Consider the following 24633-nt stretch of genomic DNA (forward strand, 5'->3'; position numbering starts at 1 on the left):
AGTTCTATAATTATGTCGGATAGTCTTTATTTGTCTCGTCCATTTATTACAATTGCTGGTCAGAATGCTCCTCCTGAATTGGTTGACGATATTATACAGATTTCTGTAGAAGAAAGTTTACATCTACCATCAATGTTTACATTGCTGGTACATAATGCTTATGATGGTGCAGACCAAGAGGACAAACAACCTTGGAAAAATGAAAAATATTTTAAAATTGGTGATTCCATAGATATTGGTTTTGCTACTAGCACAACCAGATCTCCTGAGTTTAGTCAGGAGGAAAAAAATTATGTCATCAAAAATGGTGAAATCGTCGCGATCGAAGTCTCCTTTACAGATAAATCTGAAGCTCCTATTATTATTCGTGGTTACGATACTGCTCATCGCTTGCATCGCGGTCGTCATAACCGCTCGTTTTTAAACCATACTGCTGGAGAAATTGTTAAAAAAATTGCATCTGAAGCAGGTATAACGGTTGGTCAGGTGGATGATAATGGCGGACAGTATGATTATCTATTCCAAGAAAATCAAACAAATTGGGAGTTTGTACACGAACTAGCTGCTTTGAATGGGATGGAACTCTTTGTCCAAGATAATAAATTATACTTTCGGACGCCTAAGAGTAAATCTTCTTTGAAGCTGAAATGGTTAATTGACGTTACTCATTTTCACCCTCGTGCCACAAGTTCTCAACAGGTTAATGCGGTAGAAGTACGTAGTTGGGACTACACAAAAAAACAACCAATTGTCTCAACTGCTAACTCAGAAAAAGTTGTGACTCAATCTGGTCTCGGTAAAGGAAGCAGTACTAGTGGCGATTATCATCTCAAAGAATCTCCCACAATGATTGTTGTAGACAAACCCGTATCTACAGCACAGCAAGCAGATGCGATCGCTCAAGCTTTGTGTAATGAACTTGGAGGGGAATTTATTTATGCAGATGGGCGAGCCGAAGGCAATCCTCAAATCCGACCGACACGAATTATACATCTAGAGGGAATGGGCGATCTCTTCAGTGGTGATTATTACGTCACGGAAACACGGCATCTTTATAGGGAACGAGTTTATAAAACTGAATTTAGCGTGAGGGGGTTGCGTAGCAACAGTCTGCTGACAAGCATAGCCCCTCCAGTACATCTGCGACCAGCACAGACTTTCTTAACGGGTATTGTTACTGATAATCATGATAAAGACAACATGGGTAGAGTGAAAGTAAAATTTCCTACTCTAACTGAAAAACATAGCAGTAATTGGGCTAGGGTGGTAGGACTTGGCGCTGGGCAAAACCGAGGATTTTATTGTTTACCGGAGATAGGAGACGAAGTTCTAGTTGGATTTGAACACGGTAATATCACTAGACCCTATATTATTGGTGGAGTTTGGAACGGTGTAGATACTCCTCCTGAAGCAGTAGATGACACGATTGAAAATGGTAAAGTCCGATTGCGAACCATTAAAACGCGTACAGGTCACACTATTGAATTTGTGGAAGAGGATTTGGGAAGTGGAACTGAAGACAAAAACTGTGCGGGAGTTTATATTCATACCTCTGGAGGGCATCATGTACGCATGAAAGATTCAACTTCTGCACGGGGAGTCACAATTAAGACTTCTGGGGGACACCAAGTTAATTTAAATGATAGCCCTCAAAAGTCAATTGAAATTAAAACTGCTGCAGGTCAAAGCTTGACTTTTAATGATGAAGGCATGATAGTCTCTTTGGATACAGATGGAGTCGTTAATATCCGAGCAACAGGCGATGTCAACATAAATGCAACGGGTGCTGTTGGTATTGAAGCTCAGGGAGAGGTCAGCTTACACGCTACAGGTCTTGCCAGTATTAGGGGAGAAGGCGATCTTAACTTGTCTGCAGGAGGGGCTATCACGATGGAAGCGTTTGCTGAGATTAACATAGCAGCTATATCTATTTCTATGGAAGGTGTAGTAACAGCGAATACAATACCAGTAGTGTAAAAAATTACTATTGCTTTTGTAAAAAGTTTCTATTCAATCGAGGAGAACACATATGTCTTATTTTAGCGAAAGGGTTAGGACACAACGTTTAATGACTTTGGGATTTTTTAGTACAATCCTAGCTGTATCTATTACTACAATTAACAGTACGAGGATATTAGCTTTTGGTAGTCTTAATCCTCAACTTACAACTCAAGCTGATGAATACATAACTCAGTCAGATTTGTATGCACTTAACTCTTTTGACAAACAGTTTGTGACTACAGCAGCCCAAGGAAATTTAACAGAAGTAGAACTTGGAAAACTAGCATTAACACAAGCAAGTCAAACAGAGGTAAAGCAGTTTGCCGAACGTATGATTCAAGACCATACGCAAGCATATAATCAACTCAAACTGTTAGCTAGTCAACAGAATATTGCTTTTCCAACAGGTATAGATAAGCAAAATCAAGAAACTTTAACCAAACTGTCAAAATTGTCAGGTTCTACTTTTGACCAAACATATGTGAATACTATGGTAAAAGCTCACATAGAGACTCTATCTTTATTTGAGCAAGAAGGAAAACAGGGTTCTAATCCAGCCTTAAAGGCTTGGGCTGCAAAGATTATTCCAACGGTGAAAGAGCATTTACAAATGGCTCGCTCAATTATGAGTCAAAACTGAGTAGGAGAGGCGATCGTTTAGCTACAATGAGGGCATTCTAGAAGACGTTGAAAGCACGCCATGTCTCGTTGGTTTAATATTGCGGGTCCCTGCCAAGCTGACATTCACTATATGCTATCGCCCACTAACCGAATGCCCAACTTAGAGCAACTGATCGAGCAACGTAGCTATTTTGTGATTCATGCACCTCGTCAAACGGGTAAAACTACTGCAATGCTAGCGTTAGCACAACAACTGACGAAGAGCGGACGCTACACCGCTGTTATGGTATCGGCAGAAGTAGGAGCACCTTTTCGTCACGATCCAGGAGCAGCAGAAAATGCAATTCTAGCAGCTTGGAGGGCAAGCGCGAGATTCGATTTGCCTGAAGATTTACACCCTCCGGTGTGGGATGAAGAGCAGCCAGGGCAAAGAATTCAAGCAGCTTTGCAGGTATGGGCGCAAGCTTCACCACTACCATTGGTGGTGTTTGTTGACGAAATTGATTCGTTACAAGATGAAGCCCTCATATCTTTTTTACGACAACTTCGTGATGGTTATCGCAATCGTCCTAAAAATTTTCCGATTTCTGTGGGTTTGATTGGTTTACGAGATGTACGAGATTATAAAGTCGTTTCAGGAGGTAGCAATCGCTTAAATACATCAAGCCCCTTTAATATCAAAGTGCGCTCAATAACATTGAGAAATTTTAATGCCCAAGAAGTGGGAGAACTGTATCAACAACATACTGATGAGACGGGACAAGTTTTCACACTAGAAGCCATTCAGACGGCGTTTGATTTAACTCAGGGACAACCCTGGTTAGTCAACGCCTTAGCTAAAGAAGTTGTTGAAGAGATAGTGAGTGATATAAATGTAAAAATTAAACCAGAACATATATTAACAGCAAAAGAAGTATTAATAGCACGTCAAGACACCCATTTAGATTCTCTGGCAGAAAAACTTCGAGAACCAAGAGTTAAAGCCATTATTGAACCAATTCTTGCAGGACAAACATTAGGAGATACGCTGTCAGATGACCGACAATATCTGGTCGATTTAGGATTATTGCGACGCGATCCTGAAGCAGGATTGACAATTGCAAATCCTATTTATCGCGAAGTGATTCCCCGTGTTCTAGTTCAAGGCACTCAAGACACTTTACCTTACATTAGTCCAAGTTGGCTCACTTCAACTGGAGAAATTGATACCGAGGCTCTATTGCAAGCTTTTATAGCATTTTGGCGACAACATGGAGAACCTTTGTTTGGAAGCGCTGCTTATCACGAAATTGCTCCACATATAGTTCTAATGGCATTTTTGCATCGCGTCGTCAATGGTGGTGGAACAATAGAACGCGAATATGCAATTGGACGGGACCGCATGGATTTGTGTTTGAAATATAAAAGTCTCACTTTAGGAATCGAGTTGAAAGCTTGGCATAATAAAAAAGGCGATCCATTGGCAGATGGTTTAGAACAATTAGATTCATACTTAGCACGTTTAGGTGTAGATTTTGGTTGGCTAATTATTTTTGACCAACGTTCTAAAGCACCACCACTAGAAGAACGTTTGACAACGCAAATCACAACTACAAAAAATGGACGTTCTGTCAAAGTTGTACGTGCATAATTACTCAAGCGATAGGAATTGTAGGGTGCAAAGCATTGCACCCTTGACAAATTTAATAAATTCTTCCGTTTTCTCGGCTTCTATGAATCTCGTGAGAGATTTTATTTAAATCGTGGTTAAGATGTCTTTGCTCTTGTGAAGTTAAAAATCCCCCATTTCTTCTCAAATCGTGAATGCGTCTTGCATTCACCGCTGCTTCACGATTTTCTAAATGATGAAACTGATATGGCGTAATTTGTCCTTCTCTGACACCATCAAAAATACGTTGTTGTTGAGAAGACTCTCGATGGTAAATTTCGCCAGCAGAAGCTATTTTTGGGTTTAAGAAAACAGGAGCGAGGACTAGGGGAAGAATGTAGATCGTTTTCATAGTGGTGTTTTTCCTAATTTAATAAGTGGATATTGTTTAGAAAAGCCAATCTCTAAACTGTTTCTTTAAGAGTAAGTCAGAAAAGTAAAGAATTCAGAAAGATTTGTTTTCGACTTTTGGCGAATCAAATATTTTATCAAATTCGTTATTCTTAATAATATACAAACTTTATATGAGGGCTGCCTGAATGCCAGAAACGGTGAATGGTCAGCAAAACAAATATCTAGGGAGAGGTTGGGCTTTCCCGTTGCAGTTGAGCGTACAGGGAGGAATACAACTTCACGCTGAAGCACAAAAGGTTAGAGAATCTATTTGGCTTATTTTACGTACTGAAATAGGAGAACGGGTCTATCGTCCTGATTTTGGCTCGCGCTTATCGGAATTGGCGTTTGCGCCTATGAATAACGATACTTTGTTACAAATTCGTCTTTACGTTCGAGAAGCCTTGGAAAAATGGGAGCCACGCATTATGTTGGATCGGGTTATAACAGATGCTGACCCCGTGCGGGGAAGAGTCGATATACTGATCGCTTATCGTTTAAAAAATTACCCAGATCTCTATAACTTTGTTTATCCTTTTTATTTGTTAAGTGAGGAGGAAGAGTAACTGTGGAATTTGATTTTTTACCTAAGTTGCCTTCTTCTAATTTAGACGATCGCACTTTTAATGAATTAGTAGAAGAGTGCATTTTGCGAATTCCCCGTTACTGTCCGGAGTGGACAGACCATAACTTGAGCGATCCGGGAATTACCCTAATTGAATTATTTGCTTGGATAAGCGACCAATTATTACTTAGGTTTAACCAAGTTCCTCGTAAAAATTATGTTGCTTTTCTAGAATTATTAGGTATTCGCCTTCAGCCACCAGTTCCAGCACAAACAGAGTTAACGTTTTATTTAAGCACTGCTTTAGAAAAAGCTTACACAATTCCCTCTGGGATAGAAGTTGCAACAGATCGAACCCAAGAAAGTGAAGCGATTGTTTTCACAACGGATCGTCCTTTAGTCATTGGTAAACCCATTCTGAAACACTTTTTGACTGCTCAAACAGTTAATGAAATTCCTGAAACTTTGCGCGATCGCGTCACCAATCAATGGACTCGTCAGACAAATGGAGACTGGGGAGGTCGCGAGCAACTCTTATTTGAAGAGCAACCAAAACCAGGTAATTGTTTTTATCTAGTACTGGATTCCGAAGACTCTCTAGACGGTAACGTCATGCAAATTAGGTTTAAAGGGGCGGCGGCGACATCCACTGGTATCAACCCCAATCAACCACCCCGTCGTTGGGAAGCCTGGGACGGTCAACAATGGGAACCAGTCTTGCTCAGAGAAGATGATGATGCGACTCGTGGTTTTAGTTTCTACGAACAACACAACCCCGCTCAAGGTGCAGATGTAGTTCTGCATATACCCCAAAAGTGGCCAGTGACTAGCTTTACGACTTATCGAGGTCGCTGGTTGCGCTGTGTTTTGACAACTCCAAATACCAATCAACCGGGTTATACTAATTCTCCAAGGATCGTCGGCTTAGGCGTACAAGCTATTGGGGGTACTGTGGATGCTAGCCAAAGTATTCTAATTTTGAACGAGGTATTAGGAATAAGCGATGGTACGCCCGGTCAAACTTTTCAATTACAAGGCTCTCCTATTTTAAGCCGTCGAGAAAATGAGTTTATAGTCGTAACTCCTCCTGGAGGGTTACCTCAAAAATGGCAGGAGGTTTCAGATTTTGCCGATTCCGATCCTAGTTCGCTTCACTATACTATTGATTCTTTAACTGGTGAAGTTCAATTTGGTCCTTTAATTCGCGAACCTAATTCTCTCAGCCACCAAACACAAATTCGCTCCAGAATACAGCAGTCAAAGCAAGCAGACTCTAGGTTAGCCGATCTGCAAATGTTGGAATATCAGTACGGGGCTATTCCACCTCGTGGTTCGGAAATTAGAGCGATCGCTTATCGCATTGGTGGTGGACGTAAGGGTAACGTTCAAAGCGGTACGCTTCAATTTTTAAGAACGGCTGTTCCTTATGTTGCTAAGGTGAACAATCATAACCCCGCACGCAATGGGGCTGATGGCGAAACTTTGGATCGGGCTGTCCTGAGAGCTCCACAAATACTGCGGACTCGCGATCGCGCTGTCACTGCCGAAGATTTTGAAGTGATGGCACAGCGGGCTGTTCCAGGAGCGATCGCAAGAGTTCATTGTATCACACCCACTTCTTCACGCGATGCAGGTAATATACGTCTGTTAATTGTGCCACAAGCAAATCTAGATGGAATTGCTCGAGGAGAAGGAATACGCCCAGAACAGTTTGTCATAGAAGAAGCAGTCCAACAAAAAGTTTTGCACTACTTAGATGAAAGGCGATTGTTAGGCGTACAGGTGCAACTTCAAGAACCGAAATATGTAGGTGTTTCCATACGAGCACAAGTTGCTCTCGAACCAGCTTACGAACATTCTTCTGCTCAACAAGAAATTCTGTTAAAATTGCGTGTCCTTCTGTATCAATATTTAAATCCCCTTACTGGAGGACCAGAAGGTAAAGGTTGGCCTTTTGGACGATCTGTTTATCCTTCAGATATTGTAGCGTTATTACAACAAATTCCTGGAGTACGTTACTTAGGGGCAATTTTGTTATTTTCAATACGCAAGCAAGGGCAAATTTGGGTTCGGGAAAAAGATCCAGAAGCTTTTATTAACCTAGAACCGCAAGATTTGATCTGCTCTTGGGCTGATAAAAATTTGCGCTCCGGTCATGATATCACTCTCATCACTACCTGAAGGATATGACTATGCTGAAAACTCGCTCTAATCCTCCTGTAAGTATTCAAATAACCCCAATGCGAGTTCCTGAAGCGATGCCTTCTGTAGACCCTGCCTTACCTTCTGGTAGTGTAATTATAGAATCAGTCGCTCAAAAGAGTTTGCTTGTATATCCTGGAGAACCCAGCGAGACGATTGTACAAGTAAAAAACTTGGAACAACACACCTTGCAGTTAACCTTGAAAGTAGAAGGAAACTTTCCTCTTGAGTGGTGCCAAATTATCACAGAGGACAAAGAAATTGCTCCTGGAGCGCAAATGGAAGCCGTGCTTTATTTTTTTGTTCCGGCTACATTTTTTGAGGATCGAGAAGCAATCAGCCCGGAAACACGAGAGCGGTTAGTGCTTGATTATCACTGCATAATTGACGTACATATCAATGAAAATACCGAGCAAGAACAAGTTCAGCAAGAGGAGTTTGGTTTATACATCCGTCCTTACACTAGCTACATGAGTTTTCTCCCGGCTGTCTACCGTGAAATTGACTTTATGAGTCGCTTCATGCAGATATTTGAACAAGCGATCGAGCCGGTGATTCAAAACTTCAAGGTCATGTGGGCAAACCTAGATCCCTTGACAGCACCAACAGCTTTATTACCCTTTTTAGCTTACTGGGTAGCTTGGCCACTCGATTCAATCTGGGGTATACCTCAGCAGCGTCGTTTGATTCGCCGTGCTATGGAACTTTATCGTTGGCGGGGAACTCGCAAAGGATTGCGTCTTTACTTACATCTTTATACGGGTTTACCTTTAGATGAGGATATACCTCAAGAAGCCGAAAAACATATCAGCATTACAGAACCCTTTAGCCAAGGTTTTATCTTATCGTCAGCAAACTTAGGAGAAAATACTGTCTTAGGCGGCGGTCAGCCTTACCACTTTATTGTGCGTTTGCGTGCTGATAATACAACTCTGGACGAAAAATTGGTGCGGCGTATCATCGACCAAGAAAAACCTGCTTTTTGCACCTATGAATTATTTATGTAAGGGTGCAATGCCTTGCGCCCCTATCCCCTACATCCTAACTCCTAACTCCTACCATGACACATCCTTTTCCACCACCACCCATTAAACCTTTAACACGCCTTCAAGCCTTAGATGGTTTATTAATTAATGCCGAACGCTGGCGCAAGGCACATGAGTACCACCGGTTGCGGCAAAATGTTCACTATCAATCACTCCATCAACCAGGAATTGTCTGTGGTTTAGGTGTGCGAGTGATTGCTCCTCCTTCTTCATATAAAGCAGAATATCGAGACAATCGTTGGGTGGAAATTCAACCGGGTGTTGCAATTGATGTTGCTGGTAATGTGATTGTTGTACCTAACGCACTTGAATTTCGGATTGCGACAGAAATTCCTGATACTGAACCTGTGATGATATATTTGGTGGTGAGTTATGTAGACCCAGACCAACTACAGCGTAATGACCAAAGCGAGTACCTTCAAGAAACTTTTCGTTTAGATGAAAAAAGCCAGCGACCAGAACATACAGAAATAGAGCTTTGTCGAATTTTCTTGCAACCAGGACCAGTTTCGATTACTCAACCTACAGATGCTTTTTTCCCAGGGTATAACAATGTAGACTTGCGCTATCGCATTTATGCTCAGGTACGTCCTCAAGCGATCGTGCGTATGGCTTTAGTCAGTCATACCGACCCTGAGTATTCTCGGAACTTTTTTAACCTTTCATATTTACTACAGTCTGTAGAAGTTCTTCATGCTTCTTTAAAAGGCTCTGATGATATTGGTCAAGTTTCTTTAGAAGAATACCTTCTGGATTATGATTTGCTTTACTTAACGGGTAAAGACGCACTAGCTTTGAATAGTCGTGAATTTGATAATTTAAAAGCGTACTTAGATAAAGGTGGAACCCTTTTAGTTGATGCACCATTCGATGCGCTCGCTTTAATTGAAAGTACTCAAACTTTGGCTCAACAATTAGGTTATTTTTTAAAGCCTTTAGAAGAATTTCGTCGAAATCATCCTTTAAGGACAAAACCTTTCTTATTTGCTGCTTTGCCAACAGTCAATCAACAACCAATTCAGATGTTTCTAGAAGGAGGAATTATTTTGGTGACTGGAGATTTAGCAATGTCTTGGGGGCTTGACCAAGAATTATCTTTATCTAGATTTGATATTCGCACGGCTCAGGAATTGGGTATTAATATTCTTCAATACGCTTGGAAACGGCGACAGTTAATTGGTTTGCAACAGGAGGATTATTCTGCTTTATGGTAAAACTAATTTATTTAATTCCAACTGCAATGGTAGCATTAAGTGTGGGAGTTGCGATCGCACCCGCTGAAGCTAATTGTGGTAATGAAATTGTTAAGTTAGGACTAGTTCAACCAACTATAGAATGCTATTGGCAGCAGTTACAACAACAGACCAATTTTTCATGGGGAAAAGCTAATCCTTACGGCACATTATCTGGCGATCGCAAAGAGGAACCAACGCAGCGGTAAGCCGAAGCTGTAGGCCGTCCGTCGGGTGCAGCGCCTTGTTGTGCCGATGTTGGAAAGTATCACTCCATAATGTGCTTTGCCAGCGAAAGCAGTGTTCGAGAATACGGATGTTCAGCATCGAAGGTATAGACGAGTGCTCGGCCTTCCATATCAATAAAAATATTGTTGCAACCCCAACAAACCGATGCCTGTAAAATGAGATTATCGTCCTTATAAAACCGAAACCCGTAAGGCGGAGCATGACAGCGCATCTGTTCCGCGAACGGTAACTGCCGCCAGAGCCGAGCGATAGATTGTGCGGTTTCGTCAGTCACTCGCACACAAGGCGCGGAAGCAGCCGCCTGCATAAAACTATTGATGTGATTGCTTAAAACATCTTGAAGATTAACAATCTCAACAGCATCTATTTCGGGTAGTTGGGCGACATCGTAATTCATACGCAGCCAAGTATCGCACGACAGCACAACTATCTATTATACGGAAACTTTCTATACAATGACCCCTTAAGGGGTGATTAACCCTCTTTCAAGAAACACGAGCCAAAAAGCTTGTAAAATAAGGCTTAGTCAAAAATTGCTCGTGTTTATTTCTTTCATAGGGGGTGGCAATCGCCGCCAGTGGGGTTGCTTCTAATAAACAGAAATGTTTCTTAGAAGAGGGTTAATATTCATTATAAAAGTTTACTTTTGCTGGATCGTTACCGATGTGCTTCATGATGTGCCTGTACTCACTTATTGTAATCGATCTGTCTTTACTTTGATCCATATTGATATCGTTAAAACGTAATCCATGGCGTCGTGGTGTATTAAGAAATGGATCGTCACTATGAGGATTTATCGCTGATGCTGTGTTGAAATTGACTCGCGCATTTAAGTCTTGTGTTACAAAATCAATCCCCAATTTACTCGTTCTTCTAAAAAACGCTTTGTATATCCATTGCCTTAATGCATTTTTTTGCTCCTCTGACATCTTTGTAAATAAATTAATTGCTTGACTAAATGTACGTTCGGGAGCTAACCATGCATGAATATCTTTTGGGTGGAGATGTACTGCTTGGTCGGATCGCTCGGAATTTTTCAGATTTTTTGTAAATCTATTTTTGCTTTTTATCTTCTTTAATCCTTGCGCTTCTCTAAAACCAAAAATGCCTTCAGAAGTCTTATCCCCAAAATCATAAAGTCCTATCGTAGAAGCGTTTTGTGCTAACTTTTGAATCCATGCTTGCAAATCAGCATTAGCAGCCACGTTAGCCTTAAAGCTAGGGAAATACTTACCCCAATTTGCAACTGGATCGGGATCGCTTAAAGCTTCTCGTACTGTAAATATGCCTATAGGAGATTGATCGAGCGTCATAAGCCCGTTTATACCTATTCCAGCGTTATAGTCATCAATCGTTCTGATCGGTTGTGGTGTCCCTATTGCTTTATCTTGAGGTTTGAGGCGCTGTTGAGTTAATTGTCTGAATGGGTGTAATCCATATAACAAACTTTTATCATCTCCGCGAGCATAATTAATTAAAGGGTCTGTTCCATGTACAACTCTCTGAATTAACCCATTGTCTGCCAAAGATTTTGTTATTGTGTCTTCTTCGGACATGGCTTCACGCTGAATACTTTGGCTTTGGTCTAGTTGTGATGACCTAGAAGCTTCAATTTGATTGATGACTCGTGCTGCTGCTCGATCTGCTTCTTGCTCGTATTTGTCTCCAGGTTTTCCAATCATCAGCTTAGTTTGAATTTGTTCTCCTTGTGTGCCAAAAAAGCTTTTTCTAATAGTATCTCTTTCTGTTTGGCTGGGAACACTAAATGTTGTCACTTTAGATGATGGAGAATTGGTCTGTACGGAATTCTCAGTAGCAGATAGAGCTATGTGAGGTTGTTTCTTCTGAAGCAGCCGAGCAGATTTTTGTATTTGTTGGTAAGTCATAAAGAAAATTATCAAGTGAATAATCTATTGATTTTTTAAACCCAGCTATTCTTCTTCATTTTCCTGTTGCTTTTGAAAATGTTCTTCAAATGAATTTCTAACTTTTTGTTCGGTGTTGTACATTGCATTATTTACTAAACTATCAATTAGATTAGTCATTCGATATACAATAGTTCTAAATAAAGTTTCCAAAAAACCTAAAATTTCTTCCATGATTTTTAACCTCAAAATTTCAAGAAAAAATTTAACATATAGTAGATTTCGTCTTAGTGAGATACAGTGCGACGAGCAGTGACACCGCTCCTACAAACTTTCTAATGATAGAGCTTTGTATTTCATATAGTTGAAATCTGCTGTATATGCCATGCTTTGATTTTTGCCACGTTAACTTACTTCAGCATAGTTGCTTTCTTTAAGCTAGCAAATTTTTTATTTAAACCGCTATTCACCAAAAGTCGTGTTATTATATCTAGTTTTTCAGAGTGCTACTAGTGGTTATTGAAAAAGGATATAAATAAGATTCAACTTACGTCTAATCACAAATGGTAAGTTTCAATGACACACTTAACAATAGGCTTAAAGATATATAGCTATTAAGACTTAAGATTTTTTTAGTACTTACGATCTACCAACGAGTACAAAAATCTATCAAAGATTCGTCAATTCAGATGAAACAGTCTCAAATGCTCGACTTACTATTGACAACGATGCAGCACAGCTAAAAGTAATTAAGGATTTTCTAAAAAATATCAACTTATGTCTAATGACAAATTTTCAAATATGATGACATAATTAATTATAGTTTTAGGATTTTGAGACAATATTTATTAACAGTCATAATCGATATTTTGTGTGCCTTATACAACTTGAAGTTGTAAGGGCGGAGTGTGTAGTGTGAGATGAGCAAAACTAACACAAGCCAATCAACAAAAAGCTATGAAAGTCAAAGTTTTTAATTCACAAACAAAAAATCGAGGAATTGAACTCGATTTCGATGAAATCTTCACTGATGAAGATGTATGCATCATAGGTCGTTCTCCTGATTCTGGTTTAGTTCTAGATAGTTCTGATATCAGTCGAGTTCATGGTAAATTTTTCCGGGAAAATGGAGAAATTTATTATGTTGACTTGGGTAGCACCAATGGCTCAAAGGTGAATGATGAAATTGTTACTATGAATCAGAATTATCTACTCAAGTCTGGGGATGTTATTCAAGCAGGTGAGTTTGTTCTCTTTATTCAAGAAACTAGCAATATTCCTGAAGATAAAACAGTTGTCAGAGATTTAGATGCAACTGTATTTTCATCTTGGAAGCCTGAAGTTCAAGCAACTGACAGTCCTGGTGCTTTAGTAAGAGTGAGCGCAACCTTGGAAACTGAGGAACCGGACGATCCCAAGTCGCAAACTCAGGCTTTACTAGCAGCCATTAATAAACGCATCGTGAAAGATGTGACGACAACAAAAAACTGGACGCGAGATTCTTATATTAATGCGGTTCGTAAAGCTCGCGAAACGATTGAACATAGCAAAATTATCGATCCAGAAGCACTGGAAAAAGAAGCAGATAAGTACTGGCGATCGCTCTCTAAAGGAGCTTCAACTGTCACTAGCCGTTTGGGTTCCGCCACTATCAAAGGAGCTTCAGAAATTGGAAGCCGTTTGAGTTCTGCTACTGTCAAGGGAGCTTCAGAAATCGGAAATCGTTTGGGTTCTGCTGCTAAAGCTGCTTGGAAAGAAGCGATCGCACCCAAATCTAGTTTGGAAAAAGAACTCACGGAGTCTCGTTCTGAGAACAAAAGCGATGTTTTTGAAGCGGCTGATTCTGAAGAGAAACACCTACAAACTGTTGAAGATGAAATGAGTCAGTTGATTTCTGGAAATAACTTACATACAACGGCTTCTGAAGATAACTCACACCAAAACAAGTAAGAATTAGCTTAATTAAGTCTAAATAGAACTCAATCCAACATCCAAAATGGTATAAAAAATTGATGAACCGCACTCCTATAACACCCCGATCTCAAGCCAAAATTCATTATTTACATCTCGAAAGAGCTTTATCGGAGATTGAGCAAGCTGTTGAGGATTATAGCGATCGCTTAGAACAATCTACAGAATCCATTCCCGATCTAGAATCTGCTCTTGTTGAAGTTGCTACTACGATGGATCGCTTTTCAGCCATAGGACATTTGTGTAGCACCTTCCACCTATCCCTTTTCGAGACTCAAGTTCTGCTGTTATGTGTCGGTCACGCACTTCTCCCTTATTTCCCACAACTTTGTATGAAGGCTCAAGGAAACGAGCAATTAGCGTATCCAACTTTTGGTTTAGCTATGCGTCTTTTCTCAGACTCTCATTGGAATGCTCTTTTACCTGATGCTCCTTTACAATATTGGCAATTGGTCAAAGTTGGGATAAATTCCGATCTGCCTCAGTGCCGTTTGCAAATAGACAACAGTATCTTGCTGTACCTATTGGGCGAGCCTTATCAAGACGATCGCCTCGCGCACTTAATCCAGCCTATGCCCGTGAAGGATAATACAGGCGTACTTTTACAACCTTCACATCAAGACATAGCAGAACGTTTAGCAAACGCTTGGTCGCAAACTCAAAGCATATCTTTGACGTTACCTATTGTACAATTGTGTGGTATGGAAGTTACCGACAAGTGGGCGATCGCTGCTACTGCTTGTGCTCTTGATAGGCGATCGCTCAAACTCATGTCTGTGAGTCATTTACCAACAGACTTAACAGAGCTCAACCATATAATACGAAGGTGGGAAAGGGAAGCTATTTTAACGAATAGCGTTCTTTTGCTAGATTGCGAGCAATTAAATTCAGACGATTCTGCACTCAATACAGCAATTCTACAGTTGATTCAGAAGATTCGGACTCCACTCATTATCTCGGCAGAAGACCGAATACTGTCACCACACCGTCCTTTGATGACCTTCGATGTACCTAAGCTGACTCCTAATGAACAGCGAAGCGTTTGGTACTCTTGCCTTGGAAGCAGTGGAACTCAATTAAACGGGCAGATAGAAGCGTTAGTCTCTCAGTTCAACCTTAACAGTCTTGCGATCCAATCTGCTTGCTTGCAAGTTAGCGATCGATATAAGAAGTTTCCACTACCTTTAACTTCTTCCTCAGTTCCCCATCAACTGTGGGATATTTGTCGGACGATGGCACGACCGAGGCTGGATGATTTAGCACAACGCCTTGACTCAAAAGCAACTTGGGATGACCTTATCTTGCCAATAACTCAAAAAAACATCTTGCGCGATTTGGTGATTCAAGTTCAACAACGAGCAAAAGTTTACTGGGATTGGGGTTTTGCTGGTAAGGCAAATCGAGGTTTTGGCATAAGTGCCCTATTTGCAGGAGCTTCCGGTACTGGTAAGACTATGGCTGCAGAAGTTTTAGCCAAAGAATTAAGATTGGATCTTTACCGCATCGATCTGAGTGCTGTAGTCAGTAAATATATTGGTGAAACCGAGAAAAATCTGGGGCGGATTTTTCATGCTGCAGAGGCGGGGGGGGCAATTCTCCTCTTTGATGAGGCTGATGCATTGTTTGGCAAACGCTCTGAAGTTAAAGATAGTCGCGATCGCCATGCCAATGTCGAAGTTGGGTATTTACTTCAACAAATGGAAGCATATCAAGGTTTGGCGATTTTGACAACGAACTTAAAAAGCTCTTTAGACCAAGCTTTCTTACGCCGTCTCCGATTTGTTGTTTCTTTCCCCTTTCCAGATTCTAAATTGCGAGCAGAAATTTGGCGGCGTGTTTTTCCTCAACAGACACCAACTCAAGGATTAGACTTTGGAAAACTGGCTCAACTCAATCTTGCAGGTGGAAACATCCGCAATATTGCCCTGAATGCTGCTTTTACTGCTGCACAAGCAGAAGAACCAATCATGATGAAACACATATTAAGTGCAGCACACAGTGAATGTATGAAGTTAGAAAGAGCTTTAACTGATACTGAGATTCAAGGTTGGTTGTAATCGATTTATTGTTAGCGAATCATGAACTACTAGAAACTAATTATTTTTTGACAAAACTTACTACTCTATAATGGGTGAAATATATGCATAGTCTTTGGATAAACCATCTTACATCCTTCTTTATTTCATCAACTTTTGCCATAATTTGGTTAGTACTGAGATATCGAAAAACTACTCAGAACTTAGGTTATGAAGTTGCATTGGTAGAAATTGTTAGAAACTTCATCTATATCATTTCTTTGTTTGTATTCATTTCGAGTTTAAGACTAATTTCTTCCGATTTCAATGATGGTTTACTAGCTATTAATCTTTTTTATGGTATCTATTTTGCTATATATCTGATATATTTATCAACTTGGAAATGGCGCAGACAAGAAGCAGGAATTACACTACTAGATGTAGAGCAAAACTTAAAAAGTAAAATTTTCTTTTTTCTGGGATTGTTTTCACTAGTAGTTGTTGTAATTATTTCTGTATCATTTATTCAACAAATTTCCGTTAATTTTTCTATATACAATAGTTTTGAAAGCAAACAATTGCTTCTCTTACTTATATGGTGCTCTATTGCTGTTACGTTTATTACAAGTAGTTTCAACACATTGGAATTCACAGAAAAAGGCATTTGTTATAGATTTTTCTTTATAAAATGGGAAAAAATAAAATCCTATGCTTGGATAAAAACAAGAAACAGTAGGCTGATGATTTACTGTCACCCTAATTTTTTCCTCATTAACAGAATTTGGTATTTATCAATTCCTGTAACTCAGAAAAATGCTGTTAATGACATTCTGGCTCAATACGTGCTTCCTTTAAATAATAAGTGTTAAGTAAGTCAGCACAATTAATGTAGAGACGCTTCAACCAATGCGTCTCTACAAAAAAACTGGGTTTTTATGATTTCTGTACCGACGCTCCAGGAGGAGCGTGTATAAAATTTAATACTTTGAGACATATCTTCTTGCATAAGAATAATATACATATGATTTACAAGCGATCGCAAAAATCTGTCCGTCACTCCTCAATGCTGAAAAATCAGTCGAGAATAGCTCAACCTTCTCTGGAAACTTTAAAAGAGACTCATTCATTATTATCTCCTAAAAAATCAATTGCTAGTATTCCCAACAAAGCTGAGAGAGAAAGTATAAGAAGAAGCTTATTTCAACAATCGGCAGGAACATCGTCCGAGCAAGTTGTGCAACGAACCACAACCCAGTCTTCAAACTCTTATGACCCAGTTGATGAAGTATTAACTGAATACCATCAATCAAGTGACCGTGACGCGATTGATGAAGTATTAGCTGAATACTATCAATCAAGCGACCGTGACGCGATTGATGAGGTGTTAGCTGAATACTATCAATCAAGTGACCGTGACGCGATTGATGAAGTGTTAGCTGGATACCATCAATCAAGTGACCGTGACGCGATTGATGAGGTGTTAGCTGGATACCATCAATCAAGTGACCGTGACGCGATTGATGAGGTGTTAGCTGGATACCATCAATCAAGTGACCGTGACGCGATTGATGAGGTGTTAGCCCAGGAACAAGAACCGCTAGCTACAGCACAATCTTCAGAAGAAATCACCGCTAATAGTGTAGCAGCAGAACACTCTAAACCAGAAAAGAAAGCTGGTTGGTTTGAAAAAGCTGCAAATGCCATTTTTATCAAAAAGCATAATACCGCTGCTAAAAATACATTTAAAGATACCGCAACAACTGCTACACAAGCAGTAGCAAGTACAACAAATTCTGCAGCAGGACATTCAGGTATATTAACACACAGTGCAAATTTGATTTCGGGTACTGTGAATACAGGTGCTAGTGCTTCACTCTCAGGTGTAAGTGCATTTAGAAGCGGTCGTCAGGCGTTTAGAGCATATCAAAGATCCCAAGTCGCGCAAAATTATGCAGACAAGTTTGACGCAGAATCAACCGATGAGGATAGTAAAAAGCTTGCAGCAATATCGCAGTATATGGCTCAGAAACAGCGTAGAAGAGCGAAATGGTTAGGAAGTAGTGCGGGTTTATCATCTGCTGCTACAGTTGCAGGTATAGGATCTGTTGTAACTGGTGTAGCAACACCTCCTGGTTTGGCGTTAGGTGCGGTATCACTGGTATTTGGAGGAGCAAGTAGTCTGGCTAGTGTTGTTCCTAAGGGAAAAGGATTATATAAACGCTCCAAAGGTACAAAAGGGAAAAATCGAAAGGCAAATGCAACTGAATTATACGAACTAGCTAAAAAGGGACATGAGCCTTCTTTACAGTTCTTGTTAGAACCTAAAATAGGAGTTCTCCAGCAAGGAACGCGACCTCACATGAATGCCGATGGATTTTACGCTGAAGACTTACAAGATGAAAGTAAAAGAAAATTTATCATTAAATACATTCAGCAAAAAATGAGATCGTAGTTACAGTATTTTCTAGGTAAATAAAGTGAAGAGGAAGGGGTGCAAGGTATTGCGCCCCTTCTCGGTCATTAGAGAACATTTGGAGTTTGTGATTAACTGTTTTAAGGTTGACAGACCACTAGTACATGAAGGCAGAAGTACGCTCGTCTGAGGGCAGAAGGCACAAAAGCTTTTATTTTAAGCTTTTTGTCTGTTACTAAGGGTTACCTTATTTACGCCATGTTGTACTAGTTATTAAGAATAATTGTTGATATTTGATAGCCAATCGATGGACGATATTGTGTTTGTAAAATAGACCATATTTTTGAAGTTTCTTCCATGTTGAAAAATTCTGGGCTAATTTTAATTTGCCTTATTTGCTCTGCTAAATCGGAGATAGATACTGTTGCTAAAGCTTGAGATAAAACACTAGAAGTATTGACTGTAGAGGCATTTTTTAAAGCAGTGTAGATACTATCTTGCATAAGTATCGATGTTTCATGTAACAATTGCATGACATATCCTAACAAAATTTCTGCTTGAAAATCTTTTGCTCCGTAGACTGTAAGTAAATAGTGAAGGTCAAGCGCTAGAGGCAGATTTTTGGAGAGTACTTCTTTTGTAAGTCGATCGCTATGCTGGCGCAATTCCTGAGAAACCCAGTCAACATTGCGATTCTGTGTAACTTGGTAAAGAAACAGGTTGATTTGTGCATGCTCATCTGTTCCAATAGATATGCGATCTGGTGGTAAAGCTGTTACACTTACACCGCCAACACTTGTTGTAATTAAGTCATGAATGAGATGGTTTTCAAGTATATCTTTGAATACTGCTGTTACAGCTGCTATGGCGAGTGGGTTAGTCATTTTACAATAGTTTGAATTAACTCATTTTACTCCCAACACTTGAAGGACACAATAATATTGTGTCTCCTCAATGACTTTTACAGCAGATTGCAACTAAATGAGATATAGATATTGTAAGGGCGCAAGGCATTGCGCCCCTACTGCTATACTTCATTTACCTGAAAAAGGCTGTATCTATTGATTGTTAACTTAATAGCTGTAGCTTAAAACTCCATTAATATTAGCAATTCTTGGAATTTCAATAGCTGTCCTGTTATATGAGCCATTTACTCTACGGCAAGTAGCTGATAATGTATCTCCAGCAACATAAATTCGGGTGCAAGAATTTTGATAAGTGCTAGGAGCATCGGGGTTGGAATTATAGCTCAAATTTCCATTAACATTCTCAATTCCTCGGACTTCAATTGCTGTCCTGTTATATGAACCATCTACTCTCCGACAAGTAGCGGACAGGGTGTCTCCAAAAATACGAATATTAGAACAACTGTTTGCATAGGTGCTATCACCATAGGCTTCAGCTTTAGCAGTGTTGATGGAAGTAGCAGCTAAAATAGCACCGCAAGCTGCGACACTTATAAGACGTGGTAATTTTAATTTACCTAAATTGGACAGATAAGACATGGTATTCTCCTGATTTAAATTTGTTTGGAATTAGAATGAAATAAAAGGTTGGGGAGAGGGTGCTGTCAGATGGAGGGTTTAGAATCTACTAAGTATAAGTAAGTAGCCGAACATAATATTAAATGTAATTAGAAAAAGTCAAAAAAACGAAAAGAATTTTAGAAAAAAAGGAAAAAATCTCTAAAATTAAACTAAAGTCTATGTAATTCCGGTAATTTGCGATCGCATCATTGTGTAGGGGCAGATGTCCAAAGGTAAACTGCTGCTAATAAATCAATGATATATGGATAACCGTATTATTAATGCTAGTCTTTCAACTCAAAGTGTGACATTTAAACCGGGCGGTGTGCCATCTACGTTTGAGGTTACTGTCATTAATGGTAGCGATCGCTTTGCTGCTTTTCAAATGGAAGTTATAGCAGCAGGAGCAAATCGTAGTTCGGGTTCTCAGTGGTATCGTCTCTCACCAGAGGTTGCAGCCGCTAAGCCTCCAGGAGGTAGTACTCAATTCACGGTTGAAATTTTTGATACGCCATTACCTGCATTTACTGGTACTATAAATCTCACTGTGAGAATCTTTTCACCTCAGTTACGTGAAGAGCGTAAATTGGTGTTGAGACTTACCATTCAGCCGGGATCTGCATCTACACTGTTAATTCTGGAATTGCCAGTGCGACGGTTTCAAGTGTATCCTCGTAATTCAGTTGACATAGTAGCAAGGGTGCGGAATATGAGTCCGCATTCCGTAGAAACTTTACTCCGTCTTGATGGTCTTTCTCCTTCTTGGCTTACCAACAGTGCAGAACGAAGATTACTTCTAGAACCAGGTGCTCAAATTGAGACAACTTTTCCTTGCCAACCTCCATCAGCAGATCGATCGCCTAGCGAAGATTACCCTTTTACTGTTCAAGCAATAAGTCGCGATGGTGCTTCAACCCAAGCTGATGGCGTGCTTGAAGTTTTGCCAGTTGGCTTTGTTGGGTTTACTGCTGAGCCACAACAACAGACTATTCCCGATGGCGGTAAGTGGTGGCGATTACCGGATCGCAAGTCTAACTCAACATCATTTCAATTGCTCTTTAAAAATAGCAGCAATCTCCGTCAGCAAGTCGAGATACAGCTTCAAGGTAGAGATTGGCGAAAAGTCACTCATACGTCAGTTCCTGAAAATGCCGATTTGACTTTAGGAGACGTAACTAAAGTACTTCTTTATATCAGCACAAAACGCCATTGGATAGGATTGCCAAAAACTTTACGGCTAGAAGCGAAAGCTTTACTCTCAGATGGACGTTTGGGCAGTACAGATCCGACAACTCAGAGTCTTGATGTTAAAGTCTTACCTGTTATACCTTTATGGTTGTTATTATCTTTGCTGGCAATACTCGCAGCACTACTTGCACTTCTTCTGATGCCCGCACCTATAGGGCATACAGATATTGTAAATTCTGTAAGCTTTAGTGGTGATTCTTTTTCAGTAGTTAGTGGTTCCGATGACTGCACAATCCGTATTTGGTCAGTTGATGGCGATCGCTTAAACCCTAAAGGAATGGCTGCAAGCCCTATTGCGGCTAGTTGTGATGGGAAAAAACCATCAGCGAGGGGTCTTTTAGCAGTGATTGGTCAGGCTGTACGAACTTTACGTTTTATGCCGAAAGATAACGATCGCATTGCGGCTGGTTTAGAAAGTGGAGAGATTCAATTTTGGAATGTCCGAACAAGGGAAAAGGAATATACACTCCGCGATCCAAATGATATGACTAGCGATCGCGTATTTGCCCTCGTTTTTACCGAAAACTCCCTTAACCTATTTAGCGCTCACGGTAGTGGTAAGGTAAGACTGTGGAAGAGATCGGGACCCGGTACTAACTTTGAATCAAACCCACAAGTTATCGATCTAGGAAAAGATATAAAGTACCCCATACGAGCGCTAGCCCTCAGTGAGGATGAGACTATTTTGGCAACAGCTGGAGACTTTAAGCGTGTCGTGCTCATGAATCCAAGTTCTCCAGAAACAACGTTAAGGCAATTATCAGGATCGAAGTTAGTGGGTGGTGATGGAGACTATGTTTGGAATGCTGCTTTTGCTCCTGGCTCTCACATACTAGCAACTTCCGATTCTGACGGTTTTATTTCTATATGGGATCTTGATAACTGTACCGTCAATAATGCGACTCCCGATGGACAACAGAAATTTATTCAGCAACAATGCCAATTGCGCGATCGCTGGCGTGCATCACAAATATCAGTACGAGGTCTTAACTTTTACTTAGATGGTAGCAAATTAGTAAGTGCTGGAGACGATGGAAAAATTATCATTTGGCCTTTAAAATCCGATAAAACATTAGACAGAGCACAAGCCGCTAACGGTCAACTTGTCAAACAAAATGTTGTTAAAATCAACACATTAGATTTAACAAAAGATGTTCAAGGAACGATGGTTGTAGACGGTGACGATCGCTTACTCGTACAACTTCACCGCTTGCCACAATAACCACAGTCAGCAAACTCCTTTAAAATGCAAAACAAAGCCAGTCCACTATCGGTAATTATAGATCCTCCCGGCGTTCAACCCGCAATGCCTGGAGATACAGTTGAACTTTATATTGTTATTACCAATCAGAGCGATCGAGGTGCTGTTATTGATGTGTTTTTTGATGAAGCATCAGAAACCCTACATCAATGGAGCAACTCATCGCGAGAAAGCTTAGCACTCGGTCCTCAACAGAGTAGCGAGTTAACATTTCAGTTTAAGATTCCTACAAATACTTTACCAGGAACCTATGACTATACTCTAGTTGTAGATGCTCCAGAACATTTTCCTGAAGACACGCCGATACAGTATCCGCGACAACTCAAAGTTATGCTCAAAGAGCATACTGTCGTTCGAGTTAACGATCCCACTTTTTCATTAAAACCAGCCAGTAACCCTCGTAACCCAATAATTCTCAAATCAAAAGAGGCTTTGCAGATAGAAGTAATGGTTGACAATCGGTCAAACCGAGTCGATCGCTTTCGTCTAGTTTGCTCAGATTTAGAAGATGATTGGTATGCAATTCGTTACCCCAATACAGGTGTAGAAGGACCTGGTATATTAGCAGGAACAAGTGGATTAGAACTCAATCCAAATACCAGAGGAAAAATCCTGTTAGAATTAAAGCCTCCTGTCAATACTCTAGCTGGTAGTTACTCTCCAACGATTCGCTTGTACTCAGCGAACTCTCCAGATTTAGTGCTGCTAGATTTGGTATACATTCAAATTCCTCCGATACACTTACTCGATGTCGAACTATATACTCTTCGTGGAAAAATCAGTAACAGTTTTGGATTATATGAAATCAAACTGAATAACCGAGGTAACACACCACGAGATTTAAAACTTAATATCAAAAGCCGGGATGAAGAACAACTCTATAAATATGAATGCGATCCTCGGAAAGTCCGCCTATTCCCCAATAAAAGCACTAAAGTTAATTTAACAGTGAAACCCAGACCGTGGTGGCGACGACCGTTATTTGGTTCTGCACTTTCTCTGAATTTTCAGGTTAGTCTGCAAGATAAAGACGAATACCCTTTACCCGATAAATTACCTGAAGGTACTTTATTATGGAACTCTCGCCCGTGGTGGCAATTTATTCCTTTTTTTATAACACTTATAGGAAGTATAGTAGGAATTGCATTTTTAATTTGGTTCTTTTTCTTAAAACCACCTTCTCCTGCACAGTTAGTTGCTTTTTCTCCAGATAGTATTAATTACATTCAAGGTGATGAAATCCGGTTAGATTGGCAAGTTAGCAACTTTCAACAAATTTCTAAGCTAGAGATAGACAATCAAGGACAGACAAATAATCAAAGCCAAATACCCAGCGCTCCTCAGATTTTTGATTTCCGTAAAGGAATTCCCAATAAACTCAATAATATCTGTCAAGCACAACTTAAATACTTAACCTGTTCAAACTACGATACTGGCGTTACACAGCCAGGGAGTTATACTTTTACCCTTAAACTCTACACTCAAGGACAGAATAAACCTTCTTCCACCGAAAGTATTACAGTCAAAATCAATGAAAAACCAGCAGCCCGAGTTGGGAGTTTTCAATTAGACAAAAGCCAGTACACATCAGGCGATACAATACTTTTAAGCTGGACAATTCAGAATCCAGACCAACTTGCACAACTGAAAATTACTGGTAAATCAGATAGTGGAAGTGAGAATGTCCTTGCAACTTATACAAACGACCAATTGAAAAAGTCATGTCAACTAACATCTCAACTGCTTACCTGTACTAAGATTTCTTTAAAGACTCCCGAACCAGGAAAATATACGTTTGCACTCCAAGCTTTTTCTCAGTCAGGTCAACCACCTAATTCTTATCAAATAGAGTCTACTATTAACATTCTACCTAAACCACTTCAGATTGTATTTTTTACGCTAAATGGTAGTCAAGAACCTAATATAGTTCTTCAACCCAATGAACCTGTGGTTTTGCAGTGGGAAGTTGAGGGTGAAGACATTAGCGTTCAGCTGACACCTTTTGGAACTGTTGCTTCTGAAGGTTCATTAAACCTAGTGGCTAATGAAGCCTTACCAAATACAATTCAATTGACAGCAACTGATAAATTCGGTCATAGTAATTCTAAAGGGTTTTCTGTGAAAGTCAGCACTCCCACTCCACTTCCATCTCCTGCTCCTTTTATGCCTCTACCAAGATTTAACAGGTTTTAAATTTAGTACTAAGTAGCTAGGCACAAATAACCCAAACTACATTACAAGCAGGTAAATAGACCTGAAATCCTTACCAATGACTAATGACGCTCCTCACTAGTTAACTTTAGTTGTGTTAAAAAAACTAAGTTAGTGCTTAAAAGGTTTATCTAGCATTGTAAAAGCGATTAATCTTAGAGAAACT

General features: G+C 40.0%; 20 protein-coding genes. 14 read left to right on the forward strand and 6 right to left on the reverse strand.

The genetic code is table 11. The features are described from left to right. The first annotated feature begins 12 nt into the window (after window positions 1-12). The 3 genes from HC643_RS30000 to HC643_RS30010 are packed head-to-tail and all read left to right on the forward strand — an operon-like array spanning window position 13 to window position 4252. Window positions 13-1977, forward strand: a complete 1965-nt coding sequence (locus tag HC643_RS30000) for a VgrG-related protein (RefSeq protein ID WP_038081287.1) — start codon at window positions 13-15, stop codon at window positions 1975-1977. 52 nt (window positions 1978-2029) lie between these two features. Next, the gene (locus HC643_RS30005) at window positions 2030-2641 is read left to right on the forward strand and encodes a DUF4142 domain-containing protein (protein WP_050046720.1); all 612 of its coding nucleotides are present in this window, start codon (window positions 2030-2032) and stop codon (window positions 2639-2641) included. A gap of 60 nt (window positions 2642-2701) precedes the next feature. Further along, window positions 2702-4252, forward strand: a complete 1551-nt coding sequence (locus tag HC643_RS30010; protein WP_038081285.1) for an ATP-binding protein — start codon at window positions 2702-2704, stop codon at window positions 4250-4252. Window positions 4253-4304: 52 nt separating this feature from the next. On the opposite strand, the gene HC643_RS30015 is transcribed toward HC643_RS30010, so the two are convergent. Continuing rightward, window positions 4305-4622 (reverse strand): hypothetical protein, encoded by a 318-nt coding sequence (locus HC643_RS30015; RefSeq protein WP_050046719.1) that lies wholly within the window; start codon window positions 4620-4622, stop codon window positions 4305-4307. Between the two features lie 187 nt (window positions 4623-4809). On the opposite strand from HC643_RS30015, the gene HC643_RS30020 reads away from it, so the two are divergent. From HC643_RS30020 to HC643_RS30040, 5 genes are read left to right on the forward strand one after another with little or no spacing between them, the layout of a single operon-like run. Beyond that, the gene (locus HC643_RS30020; RefSeq protein WP_038081284.1) at window positions 4810-5229 is read left to right on the forward strand and encodes a GPW/gp25 family protein; all 420 of its coding nucleotides are present in this window, start codon (window positions 4810-4812) and stop codon (window positions 5227-5229) included. A gap of 2 nt (window positions 5230-5231) precedes the next feature. Continuing rightward, window positions 5232-7409 (forward strand): putative baseplate assembly protein, encoded by a 2178-nt coding sequence (locus HC643_RS30025; RefSeq protein ID WP_038081282.1) that lies wholly within the window; start codon window positions 5232-5234, stop codon window positions 7407-7409. Between the two features lie 11 nt (window positions 7410-7420). Further along, entirely contained in the window at window positions 7421-8437 is a 1017-nt protein-coding gene (locus tag HC643_RS30030) for a phage tail protein (RefSeq protein WP_038081280.1), read from the forward strand. A 53-nt stretch (window positions 8438-8490) separates the two neighbouring features. Next, on the forward strand, window positions 8491-9690 hold the full coding sequence (locus tag HC643_RS30035; protein WP_038081279.1) for a DUF4159 domain-containing protein: 1200 nt from the start codon (window positions 8491-8493) through the stop codon (window positions 9688-9690). Beyond that, window positions 9684-9917 (forward strand): hypothetical protein, encoded by a 234-nt coding sequence (locus HC643_RS30040; protein WP_038081277.1) that lies wholly within the window; start codon window positions 9684-9686, stop codon window positions 9915-9917. The genes HC643_RS30035 and HC643_RS30040 overlap by 7 nt, the downstream gene beginning before the upstream one ends. Window positions 9918-9976: 59 nt before the next feature. On the opposite strand, the gene HC643_RS30045 is transcribed toward HC643_RS30040, so the two are convergent. The 3 genes from HC643_RS30045 to HC643_RS30055 all read right to left on the reverse strand — a co-directional run bounded on the left by HC643_RS30045 (window position 9977) and on the right by HC643_RS30055 (window position 12056). After that, window positions 9977-10354 carry a hypothetical protein gene (locus tag HC643_RS30045; protein ID WP_038081275.1) on the reverse strand — a complete coding sequence of 126 codons (378 nt, stop codon included), beginning with the start codon at window positions 10352-10354 and terminating at the stop codon, window positions 9977-9979. Window positions 10355-10577: 223 nt separating this feature from the next. Then, window positions 10578-11843: a hypothetical protein gene (locus HC643_RS30050; protein WP_038081273.1), complete on the reverse strand. Its 1266-nt coding sequence runs from the start codon at window positions 11841-11843 to the stop codon at window positions 10578-10580. A gap of 45 nt (window positions 11844-11888) precedes the next feature. Further along, window positions 11889-12056, reverse strand: a complete 168-nt coding sequence (locus HC643_RS30055) for a hypothetical protein (protein WP_153021438.1) — start codon at window positions 12054-12056, stop codon at window positions 11889-11891. A 723-nt stretch (window positions 12057-12779) separates the two neighbouring features. Between HC643_RS30055 and HC643_RS30060 the strand changes: the two genes are divergently transcribed. The 4 genes from HC643_RS30060 to HC643_RS30075 all read left to right on the forward strand — a co-directional run bounded on the left by HC643_RS30060 (window position 12780) and on the right by HC643_RS30075 (window position 18260). Next, the gene (locus HC643_RS30060) at window positions 12780-13772 is read left to right on the forward strand and encodes an FHA domain-containing protein (protein ID WP_038081271.1); all 993 of its coding nucleotides are present in this window, start codon (window positions 12780-12782) and stop codon (window positions 13770-13772) included. A gap of 62 nt (window positions 13773-13834) precedes the next feature. Next, window positions 13835-15850, forward strand: a complete 2016-nt coding sequence (locus tag HC643_RS30065) for an ATP-binding protein (RefSeq protein ID WP_038081270.1) — start codon at window positions 13835-13837, stop codon at window positions 15848-15850. A gap of 83 nt (window positions 15851-15933) precedes the next feature. Further along, window positions 15934-16677, forward strand: a complete 744-nt coding sequence (locus tag HC643_RS30070) for a DUF5673 domain-containing protein (RefSeq protein WP_038081268.1) — start codon at window positions 15934-15936, stop codon at window positions 16675-16677. Between the two features lie 152 nt (window positions 16678-16829). Further along, window positions 16830-18260 carry a hypothetical protein gene (locus tag HC643_RS30075; RefSeq protein WP_167844776.1) on the forward strand — a complete coding sequence of 477 codons (1431 nt, stop codon included), beginning with the start codon at window positions 16830-16832 and terminating at the stop codon, window positions 18258-18260. Between the two features lie 227 nt (window positions 18261-18487). Here HC643_RS30075 and HC643_RS30080 read toward each other — a convergent pair whose 3' ends face one another. Both HC643_RS30080 and HC643_RS30085 read right to left on the reverse strand, forming a co-directional pair. Beyond that, a complete protein-coding gene (locus HC643_RS30080) occupies window positions 18488-19105 on the reverse strand; it encodes a Pvc16 family protein (protein WP_038103120.1) in 618 nt (205 codons plus the stop codon). Window positions 19106-19294: 189 nt separating this feature from the next. Continuing rightward, window positions 19295-19726, reverse strand: a complete 432-nt coding sequence (locus HC643_RS30085) for a mannose-binding lectin (protein WP_038103118.1) — start codon at window positions 19724-19726, stop codon at window positions 19295-19297. Window positions 19727-20009: 283 nt separating this feature from the next. Here HC643_RS30085 and HC643_RS30090 point away from each other — a divergent pair, with 283 nt between their 5' ends. Together HC643_RS30090 and HC643_RS30095 are read left to right on the forward strand one after the other, a co-directional pair. Beyond that, on the forward strand, window positions 20010-22217 hold the full coding sequence (locus HC643_RS30090; protein WP_038103116.1) for a WD40 repeat domain-containing protein: 2208 nt from the start codon (window positions 20010-20012) through the stop codon (window positions 22215-22217). A gap of 24 nt (window positions 22218-22241) precedes the next feature. Further along, complete coding sequence (locus tag HC643_RS30095) at window positions 22242-24449, forward strand: hypothetical protein (protein ID WP_038103113.1); 2208 nt, start codon at window positions 22242-22244, stop codon at window positions 24447-24449. The last annotated feature ends 184 nt before the right edge of the window (window positions 24450-24633 follow it).

This window comes from Tolypothrix bouteillei VB521301 (assembly GCF_000760695.4).
Classification (GTDB): domain Bacteria; phylum Cyanobacteriota; class Cyanobacteriia; order Cyanobacteriales; family Nostocaceae; genus Scytonema; species Scytonema bouteillei_A.